The sequence below is a fragment of the Mycobacterium sp. NGS69 genome (genome assembly GCF_059812165.1).
Genome location: NZ_JCALCD010000004.1, coordinates 365,629 through 390,390, shown reverse-complemented (window position 1 = coordinate 390,390; position 24,762 = coordinate 365,629). Strand labels below are relative to the sequence as shown.

19 protein-coding genes, 3 rRNA genes and 1 pseudogene are annotated in these 24,762 nt (G+C 65.1%); 14 read left to right on the top strand and 9 right to left on the bottom strand.

Annotated features, from left to right (window positions below; all coding sequences use genetic code 11):
- Positions 1–24 precede the first annotated feature (24 nt).
- Genes AC5Y2S_RS14605 through AC5Y2S_RS14570 form a run of 8 tightly spaced genes read left to right on the top strand, consistent with a single transcriptional unit; the run spans position 25 to position 7,101 of the window.
- The gene (locus tag AC5Y2S_RS14605; RefSeq protein ID WP_066928722.1) at positions 25–270 is read left to right on the top strand and encodes a F0F1 ATP synthase subunit C; all 246 of its coding nucleotides are present in this window, start codon (positions 25–27) and stop codon (positions 268–270) included.
- Between the two features lie 9 nt (positions 271–279).
- Positions 280–798, top strand: coding sequence for a F0F1 ATP synthase subunit B (locus tag AC5Y2S_RS14600; RefSeq protein WP_499956808.1), 519 nt, complete (start codon positions 280–282; stop codon positions 796–798).
- A 4-nt stretch (positions 799–802) separates the two neighbouring features.
- Entirely contained in the window at positions 803–2,143 is a 1,341-nt protein-coding gene (locus tag AC5Y2S_RS14595; RefSeq protein ID WP_499956807.1) for a F0F1 ATP synthase subunit B/delta, read from the top strand.
- A gap of 54 nt (positions 2,144–2,197) precedes the next feature.
- Complete coding sequence (gene atpA, locus AC5Y2S_RS14590; RefSeq protein WP_499956806.1) at positions 2,198–3,862, top strand: F0F1 ATP synthase subunit alpha; 1,665 nt, start codon at positions 2,198–2,200, stop codon at positions 3,860–3,862.
- 6 nt (positions 3,863–3,868) lie between these two features.
- Complete coding sequence (locus AC5Y2S_RS14585) at positions 3,869–4,783, top strand: F0F1 ATP synthase subunit gamma (RefSeq protein WP_499956805.1); 915 nt, start codon at positions 3,869–3,871, stop codon at positions 4,781–4,783.
- Positions 4,784–4,802: 19 nt separating this feature from the next.
- Complete coding sequence (gene atpD, locus AC5Y2S_RS14580) at positions 4,803–6,260, top strand: F0F1 ATP synthase subunit beta (RefSeq protein ID WP_499904447.1); 1,458 nt, start codon at positions 4,803–4,805, stop codon at positions 6,258–6,260.
- 25 nt (positions 6,261–6,285) lie between these two features.
- A complete protein-coding gene (locus tag AC5Y2S_RS14575; RefSeq protein WP_499904445.1) occupies positions 6,286–6,651 on the top strand; it encodes a F0F1 ATP synthase subunit epsilon in 366 nt (121 codons plus the stop codon).
- A gap of 6 nt (positions 6,652–6,657) precedes the next feature.
- Positions 6,658–7,101, top strand: coding sequence for a DUF2550 domain-containing protein (locus AC5Y2S_RS14570; RefSeq protein ID WP_499956804.1), 444 nt, complete (start codon positions 6,658–6,660; stop codon positions 7,099–7,101).
- Positions 7,102–7,181: 80 nt separating this feature from the next.
- On the opposite strand, the gene AC5Y2S_RS14565 is transcribed toward AC5Y2S_RS14570, so the two are convergent.
- Entirely contained in the window at positions 7,182–7,763 is a 582-nt protein-coding gene (locus AC5Y2S_RS14565; RefSeq protein ID WP_499956803.1) for a cob(I)yrinic acid a,c-diamide adenosyltransferase, read from the bottom strand.
- Positions 7,764–7,835: 72 nt separating this feature from the next.
- On the opposite strand from AC5Y2S_RS14565, the gene murA reads away from it, so the two are divergent.
- The 4 genes from murA to rrf all read left to right on the top strand — a co-directional run bounded on the left by murA (position 7,836) and on the right by rrf (position 14,557).
- Positions 7,836–9,089 (top strand): UDP-N-acetylglucosamine 1-carboxyvinyltransferase, encoded by a 1,254-nt coding sequence (murA, locus tag AC5Y2S_RS14560; RefSeq protein WP_077102943.1) that lies wholly within the window; start codon positions 7,836–7,838, stop codon positions 9,087–9,089.
- A gap of 383 nt (positions 9,090–9,472) precedes the next feature.
- A 16S ribosomal RNA gene (locus AC5Y2S_RS14555) occupies positions 9,473–10,992 on the top strand.
- A gap of 274 nt (positions 10,993–11,266) precedes the next feature.
- Positions 11,267–14,364, top strand: a 23S ribosomal RNA gene (locus AC5Y2S_RS14550).
- An 80-nt stretch (positions 14,365–14,444) separates the two neighbouring features.
- Positions 14,445–14,557: ribosomal RNA gene (gene rrf, locus AC5Y2S_RS14545) — 5S ribosomal RNA — on the top strand.
- Together the 16S, 23S and 5S rRNA genes form the textbook arrangement of a ribosomal RNA operon.
- A 47-nt stretch (positions 14,558–14,604) precedes the next feature.
- Here rrf and AC5Y2S_RS14540 read toward each other — a convergent pair.
- The 4 genes from AC5Y2S_RS14540 to AC5Y2S_RS14525 all read right to left on the bottom strand — a co-directional run bounded on the left by AC5Y2S_RS14540 (position 14,605) and on the right by AC5Y2S_RS14525 (position 18,519).
- A complete protein-coding gene (locus tag AC5Y2S_RS14540; protein WP_499956802.1) occupies positions 14,605–15,096 on the bottom strand; it encodes a methylated-DNA--[protein]-cysteine S-methyltransferase in 492 nt (163 codons plus the stop codon).
- Positions 15,093–16,580 carry an AlkA N-terminal domain-containing protein gene (locus AC5Y2S_RS14535; RefSeq protein ID WP_499956801.1) on the bottom strand — a complete coding sequence of 496 codons (1,488 nt, stop codon included), beginning with the start codon at positions 16,578–16,580 and terminating at the stop codon, positions 15,093–15,095. The genes AC5Y2S_RS14540 and AC5Y2S_RS14535 overlap by 4 nt, the downstream gene beginning before the upstream one ends.
- Positions 16,581–16,647: 67 nt before the next feature.
- Positions 16,648–17,952 carry an amidohydrolase family protein gene (locus tag AC5Y2S_RS14530; protein ID WP_499956800.1) on the bottom strand — a complete coding sequence of 435 codons (1,305 nt, stop codon included), beginning with the start codon at positions 17,950–17,952 and terminating at the stop codon, positions 16,648–16,650.
- A 12-nt stretch (positions 17,953–17,964) separates the two neighbouring features.
- A complete protein-coding gene (locus tag AC5Y2S_RS14525) occupies positions 17,965–18,519 on the bottom strand; it encodes a pyridoxamine 5'-phosphate oxidase family protein (protein WP_499956799.1) in 555 nt (184 codons plus the stop codon).
- Positions 18,520–18,711: 192 nt separating this feature from the next.
- On the opposite strand from AC5Y2S_RS14525, the gene AC5Y2S_RS14520 reads away from it, so the two are divergent.
- Positions 18,712–19,362, top strand: a complete 651-nt coding sequence (locus AC5Y2S_RS14520) for a TetR/AcrR family transcriptional regulator (protein WP_499957054.1) — start codon at positions 18,712–18,714, stop codon at positions 19,360–19,362.
- On the opposite strand, the gene AC5Y2S_RS14515 is transcribed toward AC5Y2S_RS14520, so the two are convergent.
- Entirely contained in the window at positions 19,322–20,209 is an 888-nt protein-coding gene (locus AC5Y2S_RS14515; protein ID WP_499957053.1) for a LysR family transcriptional regulator, read from the bottom strand. The two genes, AC5Y2S_RS14520 and AC5Y2S_RS14515, sit on opposite strands and share 41 nt — an antisense overlap.
- Before the next feature lie 90 nt (positions 20,210–20,299).
- On the opposite strand from AC5Y2S_RS14515, the pseudogene AC5Y2S_RS14510 reads away from it, so the two are divergent.
- A pseudogene (locus tag AC5Y2S_RS14510) lies at positions 20,300–21,487 on the top strand (MFS transporter); the annotation flags it as partial.
- On the opposite strand, the gene AC5Y2S_RS14505 reads toward AC5Y2S_RS14510, so the two are convergent.
- From AC5Y2S_RS14505 to AC5Y2S_RS14495, 3 genes are all read right to left on the bottom strand, one after another.
- Positions 21,488–21,592: an MFS transporter small subunit gene (locus tag AC5Y2S_RS14505; RefSeq protein WP_499881020.1), complete on the bottom strand. Its 105-nt coding sequence runs from the start codon at positions 21,590–21,592 to the stop codon at positions 21,488–21,490. It lies immediately after the preceding pseudogene.
- A complete protein-coding gene (locus tag AC5Y2S_RS14500) occupies positions 21,589–22,980 on the bottom strand; it encodes an L-lactate MFS transporter (RefSeq protein ID WP_499956798.1) in 1,392 nt (463 codons plus the stop codon). Before AC5Y2S_RS14500 ends, AC5Y2S_RS14505 begins: the two co-directional genes overlap by 4 nt.
- Positions 22,981–23,123: 143 nt before the next feature.
- The gene (locus AC5Y2S_RS14495) at positions 23,124–24,749 is read right to left on the bottom strand and encodes an adenylate/guanylate cyclase domain-containing protein (protein ID WP_499956797.1); all 1,626 of its coding nucleotides are present in this window, start codon (positions 24,747–24,749) and stop codon (positions 23,124–23,126) included.
- Between the last annotated feature and the right edge of the window lie 13 nt (positions 24,750–24,762).

Below are 24,762 nucleotides of genomic sequence, written 5' to 3'. Positions count from 1 at the left end.
AAAAGCTGGATAAAGGAGGAAAGAATGGACCCCACTATCGCTGCCGGTGCCCTCATCGGCGGTGGAATCATCATGGGCGGCGGCGCAATCGGAGCCGGTATCGGTGACGGTATCGCCGGTAACGCGCTGGTTTCCGGCATCGCCCGGCAACCCGAGGCGCAGGGCCGGTTGTTCACGCCGTTCTTCATCACCGTCGGTCTGGTTGAGGCGGCCTACTTCATCAACCTGGCGTTCATGGCGTTGTTCGTATTCGCCACGCCCGTCACGTAGTTCGCTGTGATGGGTGACCCGAACCCCATGGTGCTCGCCGCCGGCCAGGCGGTCGCCGAGGGAGGCAAGGGGGGCAGCAACTTCCTTGTCCCCAACGGCACGTTCTTCTTCGTGCTCGCCATCTTCCTCATCGTGCTCGGCGTCATCGGCACCTTCGTGGTGCCGCCGATCCTCAAGGTGCTGCGCGAACGCGACGCCATGGTCGCCAAGACCGCTGCCGACAACAAGAAGTCGGCAGAGCAGTTCGAAGCCGCCCAGGCCGATTACGAAGAAGCCATGAAGGAAGCCCGCGTGCAGGCGTCGGCCTTCCGCGACAACGCCCGCGCCGAAGGCCGCAAGGTCATCGAGGACGCGCGGGCCCGTGCCGAGCAAGAGGTGATGGCGACGGTGCAAATGGCCGCCGAGCAACTGAAACGGGAAAGGGACGCAGTGGAATTGGATCTGCGTGCCAACGTCGGAACCATGTCGGCGACCCTGGCCAGCCGGATCCTCGGCGTCGACGTCACCACCTCCGCCGCGACAAGGTAAAGCGATGTCGACTTTTTTCGGACAGTTGCTCGGGTTCGCGCTCATCGTGGCGCTGGTGTGGCGGTACGCCGTCCCGCCGGTGCGCAGAATGATGGCCGCCCGGCAGGATCTGGTGCGCCAGCAGCTGGCCGATTCGGCCGCGGCAGCCGAACGGCTGACCGAGTCGACCACCGCCCACAGCAAGGCGGTCGAGGCGGCCAAGGAAGAGGCCGAGCGGGTGGTCGAAGAGGCCCGCGCCGACGCGGAACGCATCACGGAGCAGTTGCAGGCGCAGGCCGGTGTCGAGGCCGAACGCATCGCGGCGCAAGGCGCCCGCCAGGCCGAGCTGCTGCGGGCGCAGCTGACCCGCCAGCTTCGCCTGGAGCTCGGACACGAATCCGTGCGCCAGGCGGGCGAATTGGTGCGCAGCTTTGTCGCCGACGCCGACCAGCAGTCGGCCACCGTCGATCGGTTCCTGGACGATCTGGAAGCCATGGCACCCGCCCCCGCCGAGGTCGCCTACCCACTGCTGGCCAAGATGCGCTCGGCCAGTCGCGAGGCGCTGGGCAGCCTGTCGGACCGGTTCGGCACCATCGCCAAAAACCTTGACAACAAAGCGCTTTCCACCCTCTCCAGCGAGCTGGTGTCGGTGGCCAAGATGCTGGACCGCGAAATCGTCGTCACCCGGTATCTGACCGTGCCGGCCGAAGACGCGGCGCCCAGGGTCCGGCTGATCGAGCGGCTGGTGTCCGACAAGGTCGGCGACGCCGCGCTCGACGTGCTGCGGGCCGCCGTTTCCGAGCGCTGGTCGGCCAACTCCGACTTGGTCGACGCCATCGAGCACATCTCGCGGCAGGCGCTGCTGGAGGTCGCCGAGCGCGAGGATCGCGTCGCCGAGGTCGAAGAGCAGCTGTTCCGCTTCTCGCGCATCCTCGACGAGCAGCCGCGACTGGCCATCCTGTTGGGCGACTACGCGTCTCCCGCCGAAGGGCGGGTTGCCTTGCTGCGCAAGGTGCTTGACAGCGCCACCGGCAGGGTCAACCCCGTCGCGCTGGCACTGCTGAGCCAGACCGTCGAGCTGCTGCGGGGCGAACCGGCCGAGGAGGCCATGAAGTTCCTGGCGCAGGTCGCGGTGGCGCGCCGGGGCGAAATCGTCGCGCAGGTCGGCGCCGCGGCCGAGCTCACCGACGCCCAACGCGCCCGCGTCACCGAGGTCCTCAGCCGCATCTACGACCACCCGGTGTCGGTGCAGCTGCAGATCGACCCCGAATTGCTCGGCGGCCTGTTGATCGCCGTGGCCGACGAGGTGATCGACGGGACGCTCTCCTCCCGGCTGGCCGCGGCAAAGGCCCAGTTGCCCGACTGACCACATCATCACTGACAGCATGCGAACGAAGATCAAGTAGGAAGACGAAAAGCCATGGCAGAGTTGACAATCTCGGCTGACGACATCCAAAGCGCCATCGAGGAATACGTAGGCTCTTTCACCGCCGACACCTCGCGCGAGGAGGTCGGTACCGTCGTCGACGCCGGGGACGGCATCGCGCACGTCGAAGGTTTGCCGTCCGTCATGACCCAGGAGCTGCTCGAGTTCCCGGGCGGGGTCCTCGGCGTCGCGCTCAACCTGGACGAGCACAGCATCGGCGCGGTCATCCTGGGTGACTTCGAGAAAATCGAAGAGGGTCAACAGGTCAAGCGCACCGGCGAGGTGTTGTCGGTCCCCGTCGGCGACGCGTTCCTGGGCCGGGTCGTCAACCCGCTGGGCCAGCCGATCGACGGGCGCGGCGACATCGACACCGACATCCGGCGTGCTTTGGAAATTCAGGCGCCGTCGGTGGTGCAGCGCCAAGGCGTGAAAGAGCCGCTGCAGACCGGGATCAAGGCCATCGACGCGATGACCCCGATCGGCCGCGGCCAGCGCCAGCTGATCATCGGCGACCGCAAGACCGGCAAGACCGCGGTCTGCATCGACACCATCCTCAACCAGCGGCAGAACTGGGAGTCGGGCGACGAGCGCAAGCAGGTGCGCTGCGTCTACGTCGCCATCGGCCAGAAGGGCACCACGATCGCGGCCGTCCGCCGCGCGCTCGAAGAGGGCGGCGCGATGGACTACACCACCATCGTCGCGGCTCCCGCGTCGGACTCCGCCGGCTTCAAATGGCTTGCGCCCTACACGGGTTCGGCGATCGCTCAGCACTGGATGTACGACGGCAAGCACGTGCTGATCGTCTTCGACGACCTGAGCAAGCAGGCCGAGGCGTACCGCGCGATCTCCCTGCTGCTGCGCCGCCCGCCGGGCCGCGAGGCCTACCCGGGTGACGTCTTCTACCTGCACTCGCGGTTGCTGGAGCGCTGCGCCAAGCTTTCCGACGAACTCGGTGGCGGCTCGCTGACGGGCCTGCCGATCATCGAGACCAAGGCCAACGACATCTCGGCCTACATCCCCACCAACGTCATTTCGATCACCGACGGGCAGTGCTTCCTGGAGTCCGACCTGTTCAACCAGGGTGTCCGGCCTGCGATCAACGTCGGCGTCTCGGTGTCCCGCGTGGGTGGCGCGGCGCAGATCAAGGCCATGAAAGAGGTGGCCGGCTCGCTGCGTCTGGACCTGTCGCAGTACCGCGAACTGGAATCGTTCGCGGCGTTCGCCTCCGACCTGGACGCCACGTCCAAGGCCCAGCTGGAGCGCGGCGAGCGACTGGTCGAACTGCTCAAGCAACGGCAGTACCAGCCCATGCCGGTCGAGGAGCAGGTGGTCTCGATCTTCCTGGGCACCGGCGGCCACCTGGACTCCGTGCCCGTCGAGGACGTCAGGCGGTTCGAGACCGAATTGCTGGACCACATGCGGGCTTCCGAGGAGAAGTTCCTGGCCGGCATCCGCGACAGCCAGAAGCTCTCGGAAGAGGGCGAGAACGAGCTTACCGAGATCATCAAGAAGTTCAAGAAGGGCTTCGCGGCCTCCGACGGCGGATCGGTGGTGCCCGACGAGCACGTCGAGCCGCTGGACTCCGAAGACCTGGCGAAGGAGTCGGTGCAGGTCAAGAAAGAGAAGCCGAAGAAGGACTCCAAGAAGGACAAGAAGTAGCTAACGATGGCGGCCACACTTCGCGAACTGCGCGGCCGGATCCGATCGGCGGGGTCGATCAAAAAGATCACCAAGGCCCAGGAGATGATCGCGACCTCGCGCATCGGTAAGGCGCAGGCACGGCTGGAATCCGCGCGTCCGTACGCATTCCAGATCACCTCGACGCTCACCACCCTGTCCGCCGAAGCCGCGCTGGACCACCCCTTGCTGGTCGAGCGGGAAGACCCGAAGCGGGCCGGCGTCCTGGTGGTGTCGTCCGACCGGGGCCTGTGCGGTGCCTACAACTCCAGCGTGTTCCGTCGCTCCGAGGAGCTGTTCTCCCTGCTGAGGGAGGAAGGAAAGACGCCGGTTCTGTACACGGTGGGCCGTAAGGCGCTGAACTACTTCAAGTTCCGCAACTGGGACATCACCGACTCGTGGGCGGGCTTCTCCGAGCAACCCACATACGAGAACGCCGCGGAGATCGCCACCACCTTGGTCGACGCCTTCATGAAGGGCACCGGGGACGACGAAAATCAGCAGTCCGACGACCAGGGCGTTGACGAACTGCACATCGTCTACTCGGAGTTCAAGTCGATGATGTCGCAAACGGCGGTGGCCCACCGCATTGCCCCGCTGGTGGTGGAGTACGTCGAGGAGGAGGAGGAATTGCACACCCTCTACTCCTTCGAGCCCGATGCGACGACGCTGTTCGACGCGCTGCTGCCGCGGTACCTCACCACCCGGGTGTACGCGGCGCTGCTGGAAGCGGCGGCGTCCGAGCTCGCGTCACGCCAACGTGCGATGAAGTCGGCCACCGACAACGCGGACGACCTCATCAAAGAACTGACGCTGATGGCGAACCGCGAGCGGCAGGCCCAGATCACCCAGGAGATCAGCGAAATCGTCGGCGGCGCAAACGCGCTCGCGGACGCCAAGTAGCACACGAGGAAGAAGAGACATGACTGCTACTGACGAGAAGACCAAGGACTCGAAGGTCACGGACACCGGTGGCCGCGTGGTGCGCGTCACCGGTCCGGTCGTCGACGTCGAGTTCCCGCGCGGCGCCGTCCCCGAGCTGTTCAACGCGCTGCACGCCGAGATCACCTTCGAGGAGCTGAAGAAGACCCTCACGCTCGAGGTCGCACAGCACCTGGGCGACAGCCTGGTTCGCACGATCTCCCTGCAGCCCACCGACGGTCTGGTGCGCGGCGTCGAGGTCACCGACACCGGCAACCCGATTTCGGTGCCGGTCGGCGAGGCAGTCAAGGGTCACGTCTTCAACGCCCTGGGCGACTGCCTGGACGAGCCGGGCTACGGGGAGGACTTCGACCACTGGTCGATCCACCGCAAGCCGCCGGCGTTCGAGGAGCTCGAGCCGCGCACCGAGATGCTGGAGACCGGCCTGAAGGTCGTCGACCTGCTGACCCCGTACGTGCGTGGCGGCAAGATCGCGCTGTTCGGTGGTGCCGGCGTCGGCAAGACGGTGCTCATCCAGGAGATGATCAACCGCATCGCCCGAAACTTCGGTGGCACTTCGGTTTTCGCCGGGGTGGGTGAGCGCACCCGCGAGGGCAACGACCTGTGGGTGGAGCTCAAGGAAGCCGACGTGCTCAAGGACACCGCGCTGGTGTTCGGTCAGATGGACGAGCCGCCCGGCACCCGTATGCGGGTCGCGCTGTCCGCGCTGACGATGGCGGAGTGGTTCCGCGACGAGGCGGGCCAGGACGTGCTGTTGTTCATCGACAACATCTTCCGGTTCACCCAGGCCGGCTCGGAGGTGTCGACCCTGCTCGGCCGGATGCCGTCGGCGGTGGGTTACCAGCCCACGCTGGCCGACGAGATGGGCGAGCTGCAGGAGCGGATCACCTCGACGCGTGGGCGCTCGATCACATCCATGCAAGCGGTCTACGTGCCCGCGGACGACTACACCGACCCGGCGCCCGCGACCACGTTCGCGCACCTGGACGCCACCACCGAGCTGTCGCGTTCGGTGTTCTCCAAGGGCATCTTCCCCGCGGTGGACCCGCTCGCGTCGAGCTCGACCATTCTCGACCCGGGCGTCGTCGGCGACGAGCACTATCGTGTGGCGCAGGAGGTCATCCGAATCCTGCAGCGGTACAAGGACCTTCAGGACATCATCGCCATCCTCGGCATCGACGAGCTGTCCGAAGAGGACAAGCAGCTGGTCAACCGGGCGCGCCGCATCGAGCGGTTCCTGTCGCAGAACATGATGGCGGCCGAGCAGTTCACCGGGCAGCCGGGTTCGACGGTTCCGGTGAAGGAAACCATCGAGGCGTTCGACAAGCTGACCAAGGGCGACTTCGACCACATCCCCGAGCAGGCGTTCTTCCTGATCGGCGGCCTTGACGACTTGGCCAAGAAAGCCGAAAGCTTCGGCGCCAAGCTCGATTCCTGAGGCATAAGTCGAAAGGCACAGTGGCATGGCCGAATTGAACGTTGAGATAGTCGCCGTCGACCGCAAGATCTGGTCGGGTGAGGCAACGTTCCTGTTCACCCGCACCACCGTCGGTGAGATCGGGATCCTGCCCCGCCACATCCCGCTGGTGGCGCAGTTGGTTGACGACGCCATGGTGCGTGTCGAACGCGAAGGCGAGGACGACCTGCGGATCGCGGTGGACGGCGGATTCCTGTCGGTCACCGAGGAGCAGGTCAGCATCCTGGCCGAATCCGCGGAGTTCGAGTCGGAGATCGACGAGAGCGCCGCCCGGGAGGACGCCGAATCCGACGATCCCCGTATCGCCGCCAGGGGGCGCGCCAGACTGCGCGCCGTCGGCGCGATCGACTAACCGTCGATGAGCGCGCCCATGGTCGGCATGGTCGTGCTCGTCGTCCTGTTAGCCGCCGCCGTCCTGGCCCTGAGCTATCGGCTGTTGAAGCTGCGGCAGGGCGGAACCGCGGGGATCATGCGCGACATTCCGGCCGTCGGTGGCCACGGCTGGCGGCATGGGGTGATCCGCTACCGCGGCGGTGAGGCCGCGTTCTACCGGCTGTCCAGCCTGCGGCTGTGGCCGGACCGCCGGCTCGGCCGGCGCGGCGTGGAGATCGTGGCCCGGCGCGCCCCGCGCGGCGACGAGTTCGACATCATGACCGACGAGATCGTCGTGCTGGAGCTGCGCGACACGACGCAGGACCGACGGTCGGGTTACGAGCTCGCCCTCGACAAGGGCGCATTGACCGCGTTCTTGTCCTGGCTGGAGTCGCGGCCCTCGCCGCGCGCACGCCGCCGCAGCGTTTAGGAGGCCGAGAGTCGTCGAAACTGCGGTGAGAGTGCGGTTTTTGGCGCGAATCGCGCTCTAGGCGCAGGCTCGACGCCGCATTACCCCTCCGGCGCGCCACCGCCCGGCTTCCAGAGCACGTCCCCGCCGGGGTTGGCCACCCGCGCCAGGATGAACAGCAGGTCCGACAGTCGGTTCAGGTATTTGGCCGGCAGCACGCTGACGGCCTCCGGGTGCGAATCGACCGCGGCCCACGCCGAGCGCTCGGCCCGGCGCACCACCGTGCGGGCGACGTGCAGCAGCGCCGACAACGGCGAACCGCCAGGCAACACAAAGGAATTCAGCGCCGGCAGCGCTTCGTTATATTTGTCACACCACGCCTCGAGCCGATCGATGTAGGGCTGGGTGACCCGCAATGGGGGATGTTCGGGGTGCTCCACCACCGGGGTGGACAGATCCGCGCCGGCGTCGAACAAGTCGTTTTGGATCTGGCGCAGCACGCCCGCGATTTCCTCGGCGGGTTGGCCGAGGGCGATCGCGACACCGATCGCGGAGTTGGCCTCGTCGCACTCCGCGTACGCAACCAGGCGGGCGTCGTTCTTGGAGACCCGTGAGAAATCGCTCAATCCCGTGGTTCCGTCATCGCCGGTTCGCGTATAGATGCGGGTCAGGTGGATCGCCATGAGCCAAACGGTACTCGGCTGGCCACGCCCGGCTGACTGACAAGCCGATACCGCTTCACTAGACTGACGCGGGTGACAGAGCGATTCGTGGTGACCGGCGGGAACCGGTTGTCCGGCGAAGTCGCTGTCGGGGGCGCCAAGAACAGCGTGCTCAAGCTGATGGCCGCGACCCTGCTGGCCGAGGGCACCAGCACCATCACCAACTGCCCGGACATCCTCGACGTGCCGCTGATGGCGGAGGTCTTGCGCGGCCTGGGCGCCACCGTCGAACTCGACGGCGACGTTGCCCGCATCACCTCGCCGGACGAACCCAAGTACGACGCCGACTTCGCGGCCGTGCGCCAGTTCCGCGCCTCGGTCTGCGTGCTCGGTCCACTGGTCGGCCGGTGCAAGCGCGCCCGGGTCGCGCTCCCGGGCGGCGACGCGATCGGCTCGCGTCCGCTGGACATGCATCAGGCCGGCCTGCGACAGCTCGGCGCGCAGTGCAACATCGAGCACGGGTGCGTCGTTGCTCAGGCAGACACGTTGCGCGGCGCGGAGATTCAATTGGAGTTTCCCTCCGTCGGGGCCACCGAGAACATCCTGATGGCCGCCGTCGTGGCAGAGGGCGTCACCACGATCCACAACGCGGCGCGCGAACCCGACGTGGTGGACCTGTGCACGATGCTGAACCAGATGGGCGCACAGATCGAAGGCGCGGGCTCGCCGACCATGACGATCACCGGCGTCCCGCGGCTGCACCCCACGGAGCACCGCGTGATCGGGGACCGCATCGTCGCCGCCACCTGGGGGATCGCGGCCGCGATGACCCGCGGCGACATCGAGGTCACCGGCGTCGATCCGGCCCACCTGCAGGTGGTGCTGCACAAGCTGCACGACGCGGGTGCCACCGTCACCCAGACCGACAGCAGCTTCCGGGTCACCCAGTACGAGCGCCCGAAGGCCGTCAACGTGGCGACATTGCCGTTCCCCGGGTTTCCGACTGATCTGCAACCCATGGCCATCGCGCTGGCGTCGATCGCCGACGGCACCTCGATGATCACCGAGAACGTGTTCGAGGCGCGCTTCCGGTTCGTCGAGGAGATGATCCGGCTCGGCGCCGACGCCCGCACCGACGGGCACCACGCCGTCGTGCGTGGCCTGCCCCAACTGTCCAGCGCCCCGGTGTGGTGTTCGGACATCCGCGCCGGCGCCGGCCTGGTGTTGGCGGGGCTGGTCGCCGACGGAGATACCGAGGTCCACGACGTCTTTCACATCGATCGTGGCTACCCGTTGTTCGTGGAAAACCTGGCGATTTTGGGAGCGGAGATCGAGCGGGTAGAGTAGTCAAAGTCAGTGCCCCACAAGGCCGGTCACCTCACGAAGATGGCCGAAACCGGGGCCTTGACTCCCTCGCCGGATCGGTACTAGCCTGGCACGGCTGCCCCTGCAGCGGTCACCACAATGAGATGGCCAAAACTGGGGCTTGACGCCTCCGCCAGACCGGTATTAAGCTGGCAGGGTTGCCCGGAAGCGGGCGAAAACAAGCAAGAGTGTTGTTTGAGAACTCAATAGTGTGTTTGGTCTTTTTATTTTGTTGTTGTTTTTTTGGCCATACTCTGCACCCCCCGTGTGTGGGTATGGTCGTTTTTTGATGCCAGTAATATTGGTGTCTTTTGTTAGGTCAGATTTTCTCTGATTGTAAATTCACCTCGTTATCGAGGGGTTTTTGTTTGGAGAGTTTGATCCTGGCTCAGGACGAACGCTGGCGGCGTGCTTAACACATGCAAGTCGAACGGAAAGGCCCCTTCGGGGGTACTCGAGTGGCGAACGGGTGAGTAACACGTGGGTAATCTGCCCTGCACTTCGGGATAAGCCTGGGAAACTGGGTCTAATACCGGATAGGACCATTTAGCGCATGCTTTATGGTGGAAAGCTTTTGCGGTGTGGGATGGGCCCGCGGCCTATCAGCTTGTTGGTGGGGTGACGGCCTACCAAGGCGACGACGGGTAGCCGGCCTGAGAGGGTGTCCGGCCACACTGGGACTGAGATACGGCCCAGACTCCTACGGGAGGCAGCAGTGGGGAATATTGCACAATGGGCGCAAGCCTGATGCAGCGACGCCGCGTGGGGGATGACGGCCTTCGGGTTGTAAACCTCTTTCAGCAGGGACGAAGCGCAAGTGACGGTACCTGCAGAAGAAGCACCGGCCAACTACGTGCCAGCAGCCGCGGTAATACGTAGGGTGCGAGCGTTGTCCGGAATTACTGGGCGTAAAGAGCTCGTAGGTGGTTTGTCGCGTTGTTCGTGAAATCTCACGGCTTAACTGTGAGCGTGCGGGCGATACGGGCAGACTGGAGTACTGCAGGGGAGACTGGAATTCCTGGTGTAGCGGTGGAATGCGCAGATATCAGGAGGAACACCGGTGGCGAAGGCGGGTCTCTGGGCAGTAACTGACGCTGAGGAGCGAAAGCGTGGGGAGCGAACAGGATTAGATACCCTGGTAGTCCACGCCGTAAACGGTGGGTACTAGGTGTGGGTTTCCTTCCTTGGGATCCGTGCCGTAGCTAACGCATTAAGTACCCCGCCTGGGGAGTACGGCCGCAAGGCTAAAACTCAAAGGAATTGACGGGGGCCCGCACAAGCGGCGGAGCATGTGGATTAATTCGATGCAACGCGAAGAACCTTACCTGGGTTTGACATGCACAGGACGCCGGCAGAGATGTCGGTTCCCTTGTGGCCTGTGTGCAGGTGGTGCATGGCTGTCGTCAGCTCGTGTCGTGAGATGTTGGGTTAAGTCCCGCAACGAGCGCAACCCTTGTCTCATGTTGCCAGCGCGTAATGGCGGGGACTCGTGAGAGACTGCCGGGGTCAACTCGGAGGAAGGTGGGGATGACGTCAAGTCATCATGCCCCTTATGTCCAGGGCTTCACACATGCTACAATGGCCGGTACAAAGGGCTGCGATGCCGCAAGGTTAAGCGAATCCTTTTAAAGCCGGTCTCAGTTCGGATCGGGGTCTGCAACTCGACCCCGTGAAGTCGGAGTCGCTAGTAATCGCAGATCAGCAACGCTGCGGTGAATACGTTCCCGGGCCTTGTACACACCGCCCGTCACGTCATGAAAGTCGGTAACACCCGAAGCCAGTGGCCTAACCCTTTGGGAGGGAGCTGTCGAAGGTGGGATCGGCGATTGGGACGAAGTCGTAACAAGGTAGCCGTACCGGAAGGTGCGGCTGGATCACCTCCTTTCTAAGGAGCACCACGAAAAGCACCCCAATTGGTGGGGTGCAAGCCGTGAGGGGTTCCCGCCTGTAGTGGGCGGGGCCGGGTGCGCAACAGCAAATGATTGCCAGACACACTATTGGGCCCTGAGGCAACACTCGGATCGATTGAGTGCTTGTCCCCCCATCTTGGTGGTGGGGTGTGGTGTTTGAGAACTGGATAGTGGTTGCGAGCATCTAAATGGACGCACTGCCGATGGTGGTGTGTTCGTTTTGTGTAATTTATTCTTTGGTTTTTGTGTTTGTAAGTGCTTAAGGGCGCATGGTGGATGCCTTGGCATCGAGAGCCGATGAAGGACGTGGGAGGCTGCGATATGCCTCGGGGAGCTGTCAACCGAGCGTTGATCCGAGGATTTCCGAATGGGGAAACCCAGCACGAGTGATGTCGTGTTACTCGCATCTGAATATATAGGGTGCGAGGGGGAACGCGGGGAAGTGAAACATCTCAGTACCCGTAGGAGAAGAAAACAATTGTGATTCCGTCAGTAGTGGCGAGCGAACGCGGAACACGGCTAAACCGCACGCATGCGATACCGGGTAGGGGTTGTGTGTGCGGGGTTGTGGGATTGATACGTCCAGCTCTACCTGGCTGGAGGGTAGTCAGAAAGTGTCGTAGTTAGCGGAAGTGGCCTGGGATGGTCCGCCATAGACGGTGAGAGCCCGGTACGCGAAAACCCGGCACCTACCTTGTATCAACTCCCGAGTAGCAGCGGGCCCGTGGAATCTGCTGTGAATCTGCCGGGACCACCCGGTAAGCCTAAATACTTCTCGATGACCGATAGCGGATTAGTACCGTGAGGGAATGGTGAAAAGTACCCCGGGAGGGGAGTGAAAGAGTACCTGAAACCGTGTGCCTACAATCCGTCAGAGCCTCCTCGTGGGGTGATGGCGTGCCTTTTGAAGAATGAGCCTGCGAGTCAGGGACACGTCGCGAGGTTAACCCGTGTGGGGTAGCCGCAGCGAAAGCGAGTCTGAATAGGGCGCATCCCCTTTGGGGTGTAGTGGCGTGTTCTGGACCCGAAGCGGAGTGATCTACCCATGGCCAGGGTGAAGCGCGGGTAAGACCGCGTGGAGGCCCGAACCCACTTAGGTTGAAGACTGAGGGGATGAGTTGTGGGTAGGGGTGAAAGGCCAATCAAACTCCGTGATAGCTGGTTCTCCCCGAAATGCATTTAGGTGCAGCGTTGCGTGTTTCACCACGGAGGTAGAGCTACTGGATGGCCGATGGGCCCTACTAGGTTACTGACGTCAGCCAAACTCCGAATGCCGTGGTGTATAGCGTGGCAGTGAGACGGCGGGGGATAAGCTCCGTACGTCGAAAGGGAAACAGCCCAGATCGCCGGCTAAGGCCCCAAAGCGTGTGCTAAGTGGGAAAGGATGTGCAGTCGCAGAGACAACCAGGAGGTTGGCTTAGAAGCAGCCACCCTTGAAAGAGTGCGTAATAGCTCACTGGTCAAGTGATTGTGCGCCGATAATGTAGCGGGGCTCAAGCACACCGCCGAAGCCGCGGCAACCGAAAGGTTGGGTAGGGGAGCGTCCCCCATTCAGCGAAGCCACCGGGTGACCGGTGGTGGAGGGTGGGGGAGTGAGAATGCAGGCATGAGTAGCGATAAGGCAAGTGAGAACCTTGCCCGCCGTAAGACCAAGGGTTCCTGGGCCAGGCCAGTCCGCCCAGGGTGAGTCGGGACCTAAGGCGAGGCCGACAGGCGTAGTCGATGGACAACGGGTTGATATTCCCGTACCCGTGTGTGGGCGCCCGTGATGAATCAATTCTGCTAACCACCCAAAAGGTGGTCTATCAATCCCTTCGGGGTGCGAGGATCGCCGGCTGCGTGGGACCCGGATTGGTAGTAGTCAAGCAATGGGGTGACGCAGGAAGGTAGCCGTACCAGTCAGTGGTAATACTGGGGCAAACCTGTAGGGAGAGCGATAGGCAAATCCGTCGCTCATATTCCTGAGAGGTGATGCATAGCCGATTGAGGCGAATTCGGTGATCCTCTGCTGCCAAGAAAAGCCTCTAGCGAGCACACACACGGCCCGTACCCCAAACCGACACAGGTGGTCAGGTAGAGCATACCGAGGCGTACGAGATAACTATGGTTAAGGAACTCGGCAAAATACCCCCGTAACTTCGGGAGAAGGGGGGCCGGAATACCGTGAACAGCCTTGCGCTGGGAGCGGGATCCGGTCGCAGAAACCAGCGAGAAGCGACTGTTTACTAAAAACACAGGTCCGTGCGAAGTCGCAAGACGATGTATACGGACTGACGCCTGCCCGGTGCTGGAAGGTTAAGAGGACCCGTTAACCGCAAGGTGAAGCGGAGAATTTAAGCCCCAGTAAACGGCGGTGGTAACTATAACCATCCTAAGGTAGCGAAATTCCTTGTCGGGTAAGTTCCGACCTGCACGAATGGCGTAACGACTTCTCGACTGTCTCAACCATAGACTCGGCGAAATTGCACTACGAGTAAAGATGCTCGTTACGCGCGGCAGGACGAAAAGACCCCGGGACCTTCACTACAACTTGGTATTGGTGTTCGGTACGGTTTGTGTAGGATAGGTGGGAGACTGTGAAACCTCAACGCCAGTTGGGGCGGAGTCGTTGTTGAAATACCACTCTGATCGTATTGGACACCTAACGTCGAACCGTATATCCGGTTCACGGACAGTGCCTGGTGGGTAGTTTAACTGGGGCGGTTGCCTCCTAAAATGTAACGGAGGCGCCCAAAGGTTCCCTCAACCTGGACGGCAATCAGGTGTTGAGTGTAAATGCACAAGGGAGCTTGACTGCGAGACTTACAAGTCAAGCAGGGACGAAAGTCGGGATTAGTGATCCGGCACCCCCGAGTGGAAGGGGTGTCGCTCAACGGATAAAAGGTACCCCGGGGATAACAGGCTGATCTTCCCCAAGAGTCCATATCGACGGGATGGTTTGGCACCTCGATGTCGGCTCGTCGCATCCTGGGGCTGGAGCAGGTCCCAAGGGTTGGGCTGTTCGCCCATTAAAGCGGCACGCGAGCTGGGTTTAGAACGTCGTGAGACAGTTCGGTCTCTATCCGCCGCGCGCGTCAGAAACTTGAGGAAACCTGTCCCTAGTACGAGAGGACCGGGACGGACGAACCTCTAGTGCACCAGTTGTCCCACCAGGGGCACCGCTGGATAGCTACGTTCGGACAGGATAACCGCTGAAAGCATCTAAGCGGGAAACCTTCTCCAAGATCAGGTTTCTCACCCTTTTAGAGGGATAAGGCCCCCCGCAGAACACGGGTTCGATAGGCCAGACCTAGAAGCCCAGTAATGGGTGTAGGGAACTGGCACTAACCGGCCGAAAACTTACCAACACAAATCGCAACCACAATCCAGCGCCTGGTAGTAATGCCGTGGCGCACCACACCCCCCACCAAACACATTTAAATAGAGTTACGGCGGCCACAGCGACAGGGAAACGCCCGGTCCCATCCCGAACCCGGAAGCTAAGCCTGTCAGCGCCAATGATACTGCCCGATCGGGTGGAAAAGTAGGACACCGCCGAACATATACAAAAACACCCCCGGCAACGGGGGTGTTTTTGCATTCCGCCATTAATCGAATAACGTCAGGTTCTCTCGTCGCTTTTCTAATTCGAGCAGTGTGCGCTTTCGGTCGAGCCCGCCGCCGAAGCCGGTGAGGCTGCCATTGGCGCCGATAACGCGATGGCAGGGAACGATAATGGCGATCGGATTGTGGCCGTTGGCCCAGCCGACCGCGCGCGCGGAGCCCGGCGCGCCGATCTGCTCGGCGATTTCCCCGTACGATCGGGTCGCGCCGTACGGGATTGTCAGCAGCGCCTTCCACACCCGTCGCTGGAATTCGGTGCCCCGCAGCTCGAGCTCGATGTCGAAGTCGGTGAGCTCGCCGGCGAAATACGCGATCAATTGCGCGACGGCATCGTCGAAGGCCCGCGGGTCCGGCGACCAGTCGGCGCGGTCCGGTTCGTAGGTCTGGTCGACCATTCGCAGATTCGTCAAGGCCGAGCCGTTTCCGGCCAGGGTCAGATAGCCGATCGGGCTCTCGATGGTGCGGTAGCGGATCATGCGACCTCCCGTGGCGGCCAATGGTTTACCGGATGCTCGAGGGTGGTCCACAGATGCTGGGTGGCGTAGGAGCGCCAGGGCCGCCAACGGGCACTGCGCTCGACGAGCTTGCGCTGATCGGCGGGCAGACCCAGTTCCTTTGCGGCCAACTGCAGTCCGAGGTCGCTGGCGGGAAAGGCGTCCGGGTCGCCCAGGGCGCGCATCGCGATCACCTCCGCGGTCCAGGGGCCGATGCCGGGCAGTGCCAGCAACTGCGCGCGGGCGCCCTGCCAATCGCTGCCGGCGTCCAGGACGACGGTTCCCTCGGATAGCCCGGCGATCAGCGCGGTGAGCGTCCGTTGTCGGGCCTTCGGCACCGCCAGGTGGATGGGATCGATCTCGGCCAGCTCTTCGACCGACGGGAAGGTGTGGGTCAACGCGCCCCCGGGATCGTGGATCGGCCTCCCGTAGGCCGCGACCAGCCGGCCCGCGTGCGTCCTCGCGGCCATGGTCGAGACCTGTTGGCCGAGCACGGCGCGCACGGCGAGCTCGGCCTCGTCGACGGTGCGCGGAATGCGTTGCCCCGGCGCCTTTTCCACCACCGGCGCCAGCTCGGGGTCGCCGGCCAGCGCGTCGACCACGGCTTCGGGGTCGGCGTCGAGGTCCAGCAACCGCCGGCAGCGGGCGATCGCGGTCGTGAGGTCGCGGAAGTCGTCCAGCGCCAGCTGGCAGCGCACGTGGTCGACGCCGGGCGTCAGTGTCACGAGGGCGCTGCCCCGGGGCAGCCGAAGGCTGCGCCGGTAGGCCCCGTCGCGAACCTCCTCGCAGCCGGGCACGGTTCCTGCCGCGAGGTGCCCGAACACACCCTCGTAGGCGAACGGCGTGCGCACCGGTAGTCGAAGGCACAGCGCCCCAGGCGAATTGGTGTCCGGCGTCGACCGCACCGCCGCGCGTCGGCGCAGCGCCGTCGGGGTGAGCTCGAACACCAAACGCACGGTGTCGTTGAACTGGCGGATGCTGGAGAACCCGGCCGCGAAGGCGACGTCGCCGAACGGCAGGTCCGTGGTCTCGATGAGCACCCGAGCCGTCTGGGCGCGTTGCGCGCGGGCCAGGGCCAGTGGCCCGGCGCCGACCTCGGCCTGCAGGAGGCGCTCCAGCTGGCGGGTCGTGTAACCGAGGCGAGCCGCGAGCCCGCCCACGCCGTCCCGGTCCACCGTCCCGTCGGCGATCAGCCGCATCGTGCGCGCCACGACGTCACCGCGCACGTTCCATTCGGGTGATCCGGGAGACGCATCGGGACGGCATCGCTTGCACGCCCGGAACCCCGCCCGCTGCGCGGCCGCCGCGGTCGGATAGAACCGCACGTTGCGGGCGAACGGCGGACGCACGGGGCAGCTGGGCCGGCAATAGATCCGCGTCGTCAGGACCGCGGTGACGAACCAGCCGTCGAAGCGGGCGTCCTTCGACTGGACGGCCCGGTAGCAGCGTTCGAAATCCTCGTGCACGGTTCCACAGTTACACCCGGCCACCGACAAAACTGGCGGAAAAGCGACATCGATGTGGGGCGCGTGCTTATCGCGCGCGGAGCAGCCGTTCGCCGGATTCCAGGAGGCGGCTCCGTACGCCTTCCAGGTCCGCCTCGATCAGCGAATGGTCTCGTTTGCGCCAACGGCCCGAGATCATCACGGCTTCGATGTTGACGATGCCGGCGTGGAGCGCGGCGGCAATCGGGTCACGAGCCGGCCAGAGGTTGAGCGGTCTCGCGTCGATGACGACCAGGTCGGCTTGCATGCGCGGTTCGATTCTGCCAATCCGGTCGTCCAGCCCAAGGGCGCGCGCGCCTTCGATGGTCGCCCATGACAACGCCTGCTTACTGGTCACTGAATGCGACGGGGCTATCGCACCGGTCACCTGCCGGTGGCGCTCGTGGTCGAGACCGCGCTGATGGGCCAGCGCGATGCGCGCGCCGCCCAGAACCTCCCCGGATACCGCCGTGTCGGTGTCGGTGCCCAATGACGGCGCCGCGCCATGTCTCAACAGGTGTCCGGTGATGGGGACGCCATGGCCGTGCCCAAGCTCGCTTTCCGGTGTGACGGTGAAGCTGACGCCTGCAGCGATCAGTCGGCCGAACCAATCGTCGGTGAGACCGGCGCCGTGGACGATGTTGGTGCGCGGCCCGAACAGTCCAGCGGCGCGGACCGCGTCCCATCCGGCCCCCGGTTGGCCGCCGCTTTGATGCATCGAGGCGATGAGGCCGCGTTCGGCGGCGGCACGCAAATCGGCCACGGCCACATCCGGTGTCGAGTATTGCGGCCCGGCGATCGCCATCCCGACGGTGAGTGTGCCGAGCGCTGAGGCGGGCCGGTCGAGAAGCCGGTCGACCTCGGCCAGCGGATGGGCCACGTCGGGGGCTCGCTTCTGCACTCCATGCAGAAACACGGCGCGGATGCCGGATCTTTCCAACCCTTCGAGGGCCGCGCCGGTGTGCTCAGGCGTCGCGTTGTTGTGACACCAGTCACCCAGCGTCGTTGTGCCGCAATTGATTTGATTGAGAGCACCGGCGAGGTTGCCGATGTAGAGGTCATCGGGCGTGTAGCGGTCGGCGACGCCACCGTGCATGTGCCGCAGGTAGTCCAGCAGTGTCCAGTCGGCGCCCGCCAAGCGCAGCGCGCTCTGCCACGTGTGTAGATGAGCGTTGACAAGCCCGGGCATGATGACGCGACCGGGAAGGTCGACCGTTTCGGCGTCCGAATCGTCGACGCGGTCGCCGAGTTCGGTGATCTCATCGCCCTCGACGACGATGTCGATGCGCTCCGCATCGGGGCGCGCCGGCGACATGGTGATCACCTGCGCTCCGCGCAGCACGGTGCGGTTCATGGGCGGACTAACTCAGGCCGGGTCGGGCGCGTCCCACGGGACCGTGCCGGAAAGCCAATGGGTGATGCGCTCTACCTGGTCGTTGCGGTAGAGGTGTCGCGGCGGTTGACCGAATGTCGCGTAGGGGCGGCACCGAACGACAACCCGGTTTTCTTCGCGGCGCATGGCGTCGACGACCGGCCGGGCTTCTGACGGGAGCGGCTGGCCCGACATCCTGGCACCAACTTCCATCATGACGTCGCACACCAAGTCGGGATCGTCGTCGATCACCGCGTCGGCATACACCTGCAAATAGGCGAAGGGCCAACGTTCGTCGAGGACACACAGGCCGACCTTGCCGTCCCGCGCGATGACGCGGGACTTGCCGCGCCCGGCCATCGTCGACACCAGCAGCTCGTCCCCGTCGGTAGGGACGTAGTAGACGACCGACATTCCGGGCCCGTCGTTCTTCCGGCGGTAGCCGAACACGCATGTTCGATGAGTCCGCACGAACTCGCGACGCTCGGATGGGAGCAGGTCCCGGTCGGTGGGAATGGTGAAGGGTTCCGTGGCAAGTGGTAGCAGCATGGCAACGCGTCTTCCGGTCTGGCTTGAAGGTGAATCGGGCGGCACCCGATATTTTATGGATACACCGTATCCGTTATTGCCTGAAGGGTCAAGGGTCGCGATACTGGGCGCGTGACCCGAAGCAGCCCACCGACTCCGGACGACACCTCGGGTCGCCCGTCCCGCGGACGCCCGCGGCTCCCGCTCGACCGCATCGTCGGCACGGCCCTCGAGATCGTGGACGACGAGGGCGCCGAGGCGCTCTCGATGCGGACCCTCGCGCAGCGGCTGGAGTCGGGGACGGCCACGCTGTATCGCCACTTCGCCAACCGAGGCGAGCTGGTTTCGCACGTGGTTGATCGCGTGTTCGGCGAGATCGAGTGCAGCACGGAGGGACTCGCCACGATGGAGTGGCAGCGGGCCTGCGAGTCCTTCGCACGAGCCACGTTTGAGGTGTTGCGCAGGCACCACAACGTGGCTCCGCTGCTGGTCGACCAGCTTCCGCTGGGGCCCAATGCGCTGGCGCAGCGGGAAGCGTTACTGGCGGTCCTGCTCGACAACGGCTTTACCCCGCGTCTCGCGGCCCGCTCGTATGCGACGGTGGCCCGCTATGTGCTGGGCTTCGCCATTCAGCTCAGCGGTCGCGGATTCGACGAGCGGCACGCGTCCGAGCTTTTCCATACATTGGATCCACGGTTGTTCCCCGCCACCAGCGCGGTGGCCGACCACCTGCCTGTGCCGATCGACGAGGAGTTTGCGCTCGGACTTGAGCTCATCATCAGTGGTCTGGCGAAATACTCAGCAGCGCAGAGTGATAGAGAACCTACGTCGCGGCCTGGTGATGGGCGCCCGCGGCGGACGTGATGAAGTCGCGTGCCGGGCGGGACAATGGTCGCCCGGAATTCCAGATCAGCCCGACGTCCCGGTAGGCGTCGGCGTCGGCCAACGGCAGCACGCTGATCCCGGGGGCGTGCTCGCTGCCGTCGATGGGCATCAGGCTGATGCCCAGCCCCGCAGCCACCAGGCCGGCCGTCGACGTGAGGGTCGCCGACTCGAGGATGATCCGCGGCTGGAATTGCGCTGCGGCGCAAAGCTCGTCGAGCAGGCGGCGCATGCCGAAGCCGGGCTGCATGGCCACGAAAGGCTCGTCGGCCAGCTCGGACATGGATACCGCCGCGGCGGCCGCAAGCGCATGGTCGCGCGGGAAGGCCGCACCGAGCCGCTGACGAAACAGGCTGCGCCAGGCCAGGTTCGGTGCCTGCGGCCGTGGTGAAACGACACCGAGGTCGATCGACCCGGACCCCACCAGGTCGCCGATCGATTCGGCGGCACCTTCCGCCAGCGTGAACGTCACTCCCGGTGACGCTGCCCTGAACCCGGCGATCAAGCGCGGCACCACCGTGGACCCGAACGAACCGAGAAAGCCGAGCCGGATCTCGCCGACGGCCGGATTGGCCAGGTCGTCGATCGCCCGCCTGGCCGAATCGAGCTCGCACTGGGCGCGTCGGGCGTGCTCGTAGAAGATCCGCCCGTAGGTGTTGAGCGCGAGCCGCTTGCCGCGGCGCTCGAACAGCGCGACGCCCAGTCGCCGCTCCAGGCGCGCCAGCATCCGGGTGAGCGTCGGCTGGGCGATGTGCAGCTGTTCGGCCGCGGCGGTGACGTGCTGTAGCTCCGCGAGTGTGACGAACCACTCGTAGTCGCCGTCCTGCATCGCCGTCACCTCTATTTATGTAGCTACCGCATCATATCTCTGCTAATAATTCATTTCCGTTCCTACGCCGCGGGGCGAAACATCGTTGCCATGCCGACCGCCCACCAAGCCGGAAGCCGCGGATACCGTCGCGTGACGGCGGCGCTGTACGGTGCCGGCCTGGCCAGTTTCGCCGCGATGTACTGCACCCAGGCCCTGCTGCCGGCTTTTTCGACCTACTACCGGATCACGCCGGCCACCGCCGCGCTGACGGTCGCGCTGACCACGGGGGTGCTGGCGCTGTCGGTCATCCCCGCGAGCGTGCTTTCCGAGCGCTACGGACGCATCACGGTGATGCTCACGTCGGGGATCGCTTCCAGCGTGATCGGGTTGTTGTTGCCCTTCAGTCCCTCGCTCGGCGTTCTGCTTGTCGGCCGGGCGCTGCACGGCGTCGCGCTCGCCGGGATACCCGCGGTCGCGATGGCGTTCCTCGCCGAGGAGGTGCACGCCTCGTCGCTCGGTGCGGCGATGGGACGCTACATCGCCGGCACCACCGTCGGTGGGTTGACCGGGCGGATCGTCCCGGCGCTGGTCGTCGACATCAGCAATTGGCGTGTCGCGCTGTTGGTCTGTTCGCTGACGACGCTGGCGGGTACGGTGGTCTTCGCCATCCTGGTGCCCCGGTCGCAGTTCTTCACCCCGAAGGCCGCCAACGTGCGCGCCAGTGCGCGCAACCTCGCCGCGCACCTGCGAAACCCCGTGTTGCTGAAGCTTTTTGCGCTGGGATTCGCGCTAATGGGCGGCTTCGTCACGGTGTACAACTACCTCGGGTACCGGTTGACCGCCCCGCCGTTCGGATTGGCGCCGTCGGTGGTCGGACTGTTGTTCTTGCTGTACCTCGCCGGCACCGGGGCGTCGGTGGTGGCCGGGCGGCTTGCCGACCGCAGGGGGCGCGCGCTGGTGCTCGGCGGCGCGTTGCCGATCACCGTGACTGGCCTGGCGCTGACCGTCCCGCACTCACTGGTCGCGGTCGTCGTCGGGCTCGGCGTGTTCACCGGCGGGTTCTTCGCCGCGCACACCGTGGCCAGCGGCTGGGTGGGTGCGGCCGCGCGCCGGGATCGGGCCGAGGCGTCGGCCCTCTACCTGTTCAGCTACTACCTGGGCGGGTCGGTCGCCGGCGCATTCGGGGGGTTGGTCTACAGCGCCGGCGGGTGGCCGGCCACGGTCTGGTTCGTGGGTGCCCTGATTCTCGTCGCCGTGGCGCTGGCGGTGCTGCTAATCAGGGAAACGGGTTTCGGGTCAGGCGCCGAACAACTGGCTGATTTTCGAAAAGAGTTGCCAGACACCGTAAGCGAACGGAACGGCTACCCAGAGCCACGCCAGCGCGATGCTCGGCTTCGTCATGGTTGCCTCTCCGGTTGCCGGTCAGCGACCGCCTCGGACGCCGGTGCGGCGCCGTCGGGCTCGTGATGTCTCGTGGCCACGGGCCGGATCAGCTCATTGCAGACCATCCCGACGACCAGCAGGGCGATCATCACCTCGAACGAGGCGAGGTAAAGGTCCGGGCCGTGTTTGCCGGCCGCCTTCTGCGAGTCGGCGATGGCGTTGACGATCAGGGGACCCAGCACGCCCGCGACCGACCACGCCGTCAGCAACCTGCCGTGGATGGCGCCGACCTCATAGGTGCCGAACAAGTCACGCAGGTACGCGGGAACGGTCGAGAACCCCGCGCCGTAGAACGACAGGATCAGGAGCGTGCACAGCAGGAAGGTGACCTTGTTGGAATTGGTCGTCAGCGCCAGCGTGAGATAGAGGAGCGCGCCTCCGCCCAGGTACAGCCGGTACATGTTCTTGCGCCCCAACGCATCCGACAACGACGACCATCCGATCCGGCCGAGCATGTTGGCCAGCGACAGGAGCGCGACGAACCCGGCGGCGGCGGAGGCCAACGCCGCCGCGCGGGGCGCCCTCGGGAAGAAGTCCTGGTAGATCGGCGAGGCCTTCTCCAGGATGCCGATACCGGCGGTCACGTTGAAGCAGAGCACCACCCACAACAGCCAGAACTGCGGCGTCTTGATCGCGTTGGCCGCCGACACACCGGCCGTCGTGATCAGCGATCCGGCTTTGTGCGGCTTGGGTTTCCAGTCCTCCGGCGTCCATCCCGGCGCCGGCACCCGGATCAGCAGGCACCCCATCGCCATGAACACCGCGTAGGTGCCGCCCATCACCAGGAAGGTCCTGGCGACGCCGGCGGTGCTGGTGCGGCCGAACGCGTCGAGCAGGCTGTTCGTCCACGGGGACGCGATCAGCGCACCACCGCCGAAGCCCATGATCGCCAGGCCGGTCGCCATGCCGGGCCGATCGGGAAACCACTTGATGAGCGTCGACACCGGCGAGATGTAGCCGATACCGAGGCCGACCCCTCCGACGACCCCGTATCCCACCACGACGAGCCAGTATTGGTGAGCCGAAACTCCGAACCCGGCGATCAGCAACCCGCTGCAGAAGCACACGGTGGCGACGACCATGGCCCAGCGCGGTCCGTAATGGTCGACGCGCGTGCCGAACGCCGCGGCCGAAAGGCCAAGCATCACGATGGCGACCGTGAACGGCATCGCGCTGGCCGTTCCCGAGACGTGCAGCGATTTCTCCAGCGGGATCTTGAAGACGCTCCAGGCGTAGGCCGACCCGATGGCGAGGTGGATGGACAGCGCGGCGGGCGGCACCAGCCAGCGGTTCCATCCGGGTCCAGCAACGATTCGCGAACGATCAAGCAGCGCAACGGTTGTCAATATGCACCCTTCTCACACGGGCCGGAGCTTCACCACTATCGGTGCGGCGCGGCGGGCGGGTCAAGGCGCGATTTCTATTGTCCTATAAAGGATTTCTATCGAGCGTGGTCATCGCCGTTGACCACGGGCGTTGTCAGCGCGAATCAGCGATCGGACCGGCTAGCCCCCACCGGGGCGGCCAGCCGCGTCGGGCGCTCGTACCCGCGCAGGGTCACGGTATCGCCCAAAGACCAACGGGCACTTTCCTCTTCGCTGGCGCCCTCGATGGCGCCGGCCGTCGCGAGCAATTTGCCCGGGCGTGACTTGGCCAGCTCGCAGAGCCGCGCGGCCTCGTTGACCGGTTCGCCGATGACGGTGTATTCGAACCGTTCCTTGGCGCCCACGTTGCCGGCGACGACCTGACCGGCCGCCACGCCGATGCCGGCGTCCAGCTCACACATCTCGCCCGCGAGGCGCTCGGCGATGCGGCGCGCGGCGCCCAGGGCCTCGTCCTCGGGAGAGTCCAGGTGATTCGGGGCTCCGAAGATGGCCAGCGACGCGTCGCCTTCGAACTTGTTGACCAGGCCGCAATGGCGGTCCACCTCCTCGACGACGATCGCGAAAAACCGGTTGAGCACTTCGACGACCTCGGTCGGCGGTTGAGTGGTCACCAGTTGGGTGGAGCCGACGATGTCGATGAAGACGACGGCGACGTGGCGTTCTTCGCCGCCGAGTTTCGGCCGCTCGCGCTCGGCGGCCAGGGCGACTTCGCGGCCGACGTGCCGGCCGAAAAGGTCGCGCACGCGTTCGCGTTCGCGCAGGCCGTCGACCATGGCGTTGAACCCACGCTGCAGTTCGCCGAGCTCGGTGCCGTCGAAGACCACCAGGTTCCCGCGCAGGTTGCCCTGCTCGACGCGGCGCAGCGCCGCGCGCACCACCCGCACCGGGGTCGCCGTCAGCCAGGCCAGGATCCACATCAGGGCGCAACCGAAGATCAGCGTGGCGAAGCACACGATCAGCACGCCGACCGCGAACTCGGTCTCGGTCAGGTTGCGCAGCAGGATCTGGAACATCGCCAGCAGGCCGATGCCGATGACGGGCACGCCGGAACCCAGGAACCAGACCACCATCGTCCGGCCCATGATGCCCGCCGACAGCCGTCGCGGCGGCGGTCCCGCCTCGAGCGCCTGGGCGGCAATCGGGCGCAGCGCGAACTCGGCGAGCAGATAACTCGCGGTTGCCACCAGGACGCCGCAGAAGCTGACGACGAGGAGGAACCGCGGGATGAACAAGGTGTTGGCCAGACCGTAGAGCGTCGTGTACACCGCCGTCCCGATGCCCCACAGGACGAGGTCGTACATGGCGAGTCGCCACGGCGCCAGGAAGGTGTTGCGCTCGTCCTCGGCGGTAGGCGCGCGCTCCTCGACCGCCCAACGCAAAGAGAGGACGGTGCGGCGGGTGATCCAATACGTGCCCACCGCCAGGGCCGCGGCGATGTAGGCCGGGGAGACACCGAACGTGAGCCAGGCCGGCGCGTCGTGGAAGATGCTCGGCTGGGGAATGGCGACGATCACCAACAGCAGTGCCACCCCGATGCCGATGAGGTTCACGCCCAGGATCAGCACGGTCATGATCACCTGGATGCGGATGCGACGCCGTCGTTGGCTTTCCGCCACCCGCCCGAGGATCAATGAGCCGTACGCCGGCGTATCCGGCAGGCGGCCGCTCTGGCGGGTGATCCTCTCGAGCACCCGGCCGATACGTTGGGCCACGCTGATTTTGGCCGACATCGTGGCGCCAGCC

Excerpts from the sequence above, each read along its gene's own strand:
- AC5Y2S_RS14605 (WP_066928722.1), top strand. The coding sequence starts at position 25 with ATGGACCCCACTATCGCTGCCGGTGCCCTCATCGGCGGTGGAATCATC.
- AC5Y2S_RS14600 (WP_499956808.1), top strand. The coding sequence starts at position 280 with ATGGGTGACCCGAACCCCATGGTGCTCGCCGCCGGCCAGGCGGTCGCC.
- AC5Y2S_RS14595 (WP_499956807.1), top strand. The coding sequence starts at position 803 with ATGTCGACTTTTTTCGGACAGTTGCTCGGGTTCGCGCTCATCGTGGCG.
- atpA (WP_499956806.1), top strand. The coding sequence starts at position 2,198 with ATGGCAGAGTTGACAATCTCGGCTGACGACATCCAAAGCGCCATCGAG.
- AC5Y2S_RS14585 (WP_499956805.1), top strand. The coding sequence starts at position 3,869 with ATGGCGGCCACACTTCGCGAACTGCGCGGCCGGATCCGATCGGCGGGG.
- atpD (WP_499904447.1), top strand. The coding sequence starts at position 4,803 with ATGACTGCTACTGACGAGAAGACCAAGGACTCGAAGGTCACGGACACC.
- AC5Y2S_RS14575 (WP_499904445.1), top strand. The coding sequence starts at position 6,286 with ATGGCCGAATTGAACGTTGAGATAGTCGCCGTCGACCGCAAGATCTGG.
- AC5Y2S_RS14570 (WP_499956804.1), top strand. The coding sequence starts at position 6,658 with ATGAGCGCGCCCATGGTCGGCATGGTCGTGCTCGTCGTCCTGTTAGCC.
- AC5Y2S_RS14565 (WP_499956803.1), bottom strand. The coding sequence starts at position 7,763 with ATGGCGATCCACCTGACCCGCATCTATACGCGAACCGGCGATGACGGA.
- AC5Y2S_RS14540 (WP_499956802.1), bottom strand. The coding sequence starts at position 15,096 with ATGATCCGCTACCGCACCATCGAGAGCCCGATCGGCTATCTGACCCTG.
- AC5Y2S_RS14530 (WP_499956800.1), bottom strand. The coding sequence starts at position 17,952 with ATGAACCGCACCGTGCTGCGCGGAGCGCAGGTGATCACCATGTCGCCG.
- AC5Y2S_RS14525 (WP_499956799.1), bottom strand. The coding sequence starts at position 18,519 with ATGCTGCTACCACTTGCCACGGAACCCTTCACCATTCCCACCGACCGG.
- AC5Y2S_RS14515 (WP_499957053.1), bottom strand. The coding sequence starts at position 20,209 with ATGCAGGACGGCGACTACGAGTGGTTCGTCACACTCGCGGAGCTACAG.
- AC5Y2S_RS14505 (WP_499881020.1), bottom strand. The coding sequence starts at position 21,592 with ATGACGAAGCCGAGCATCGCGCTGGCGTGGCTCTGGGTAGCCGTTCCG.
- AC5Y2S_RS14495 (WP_499956797.1), bottom strand. The coding sequence starts at position 24,749 with ATGTCGGCCAAAATCAGCGTGGCCCAACGTATCGGCCGGGTGCTCGAG.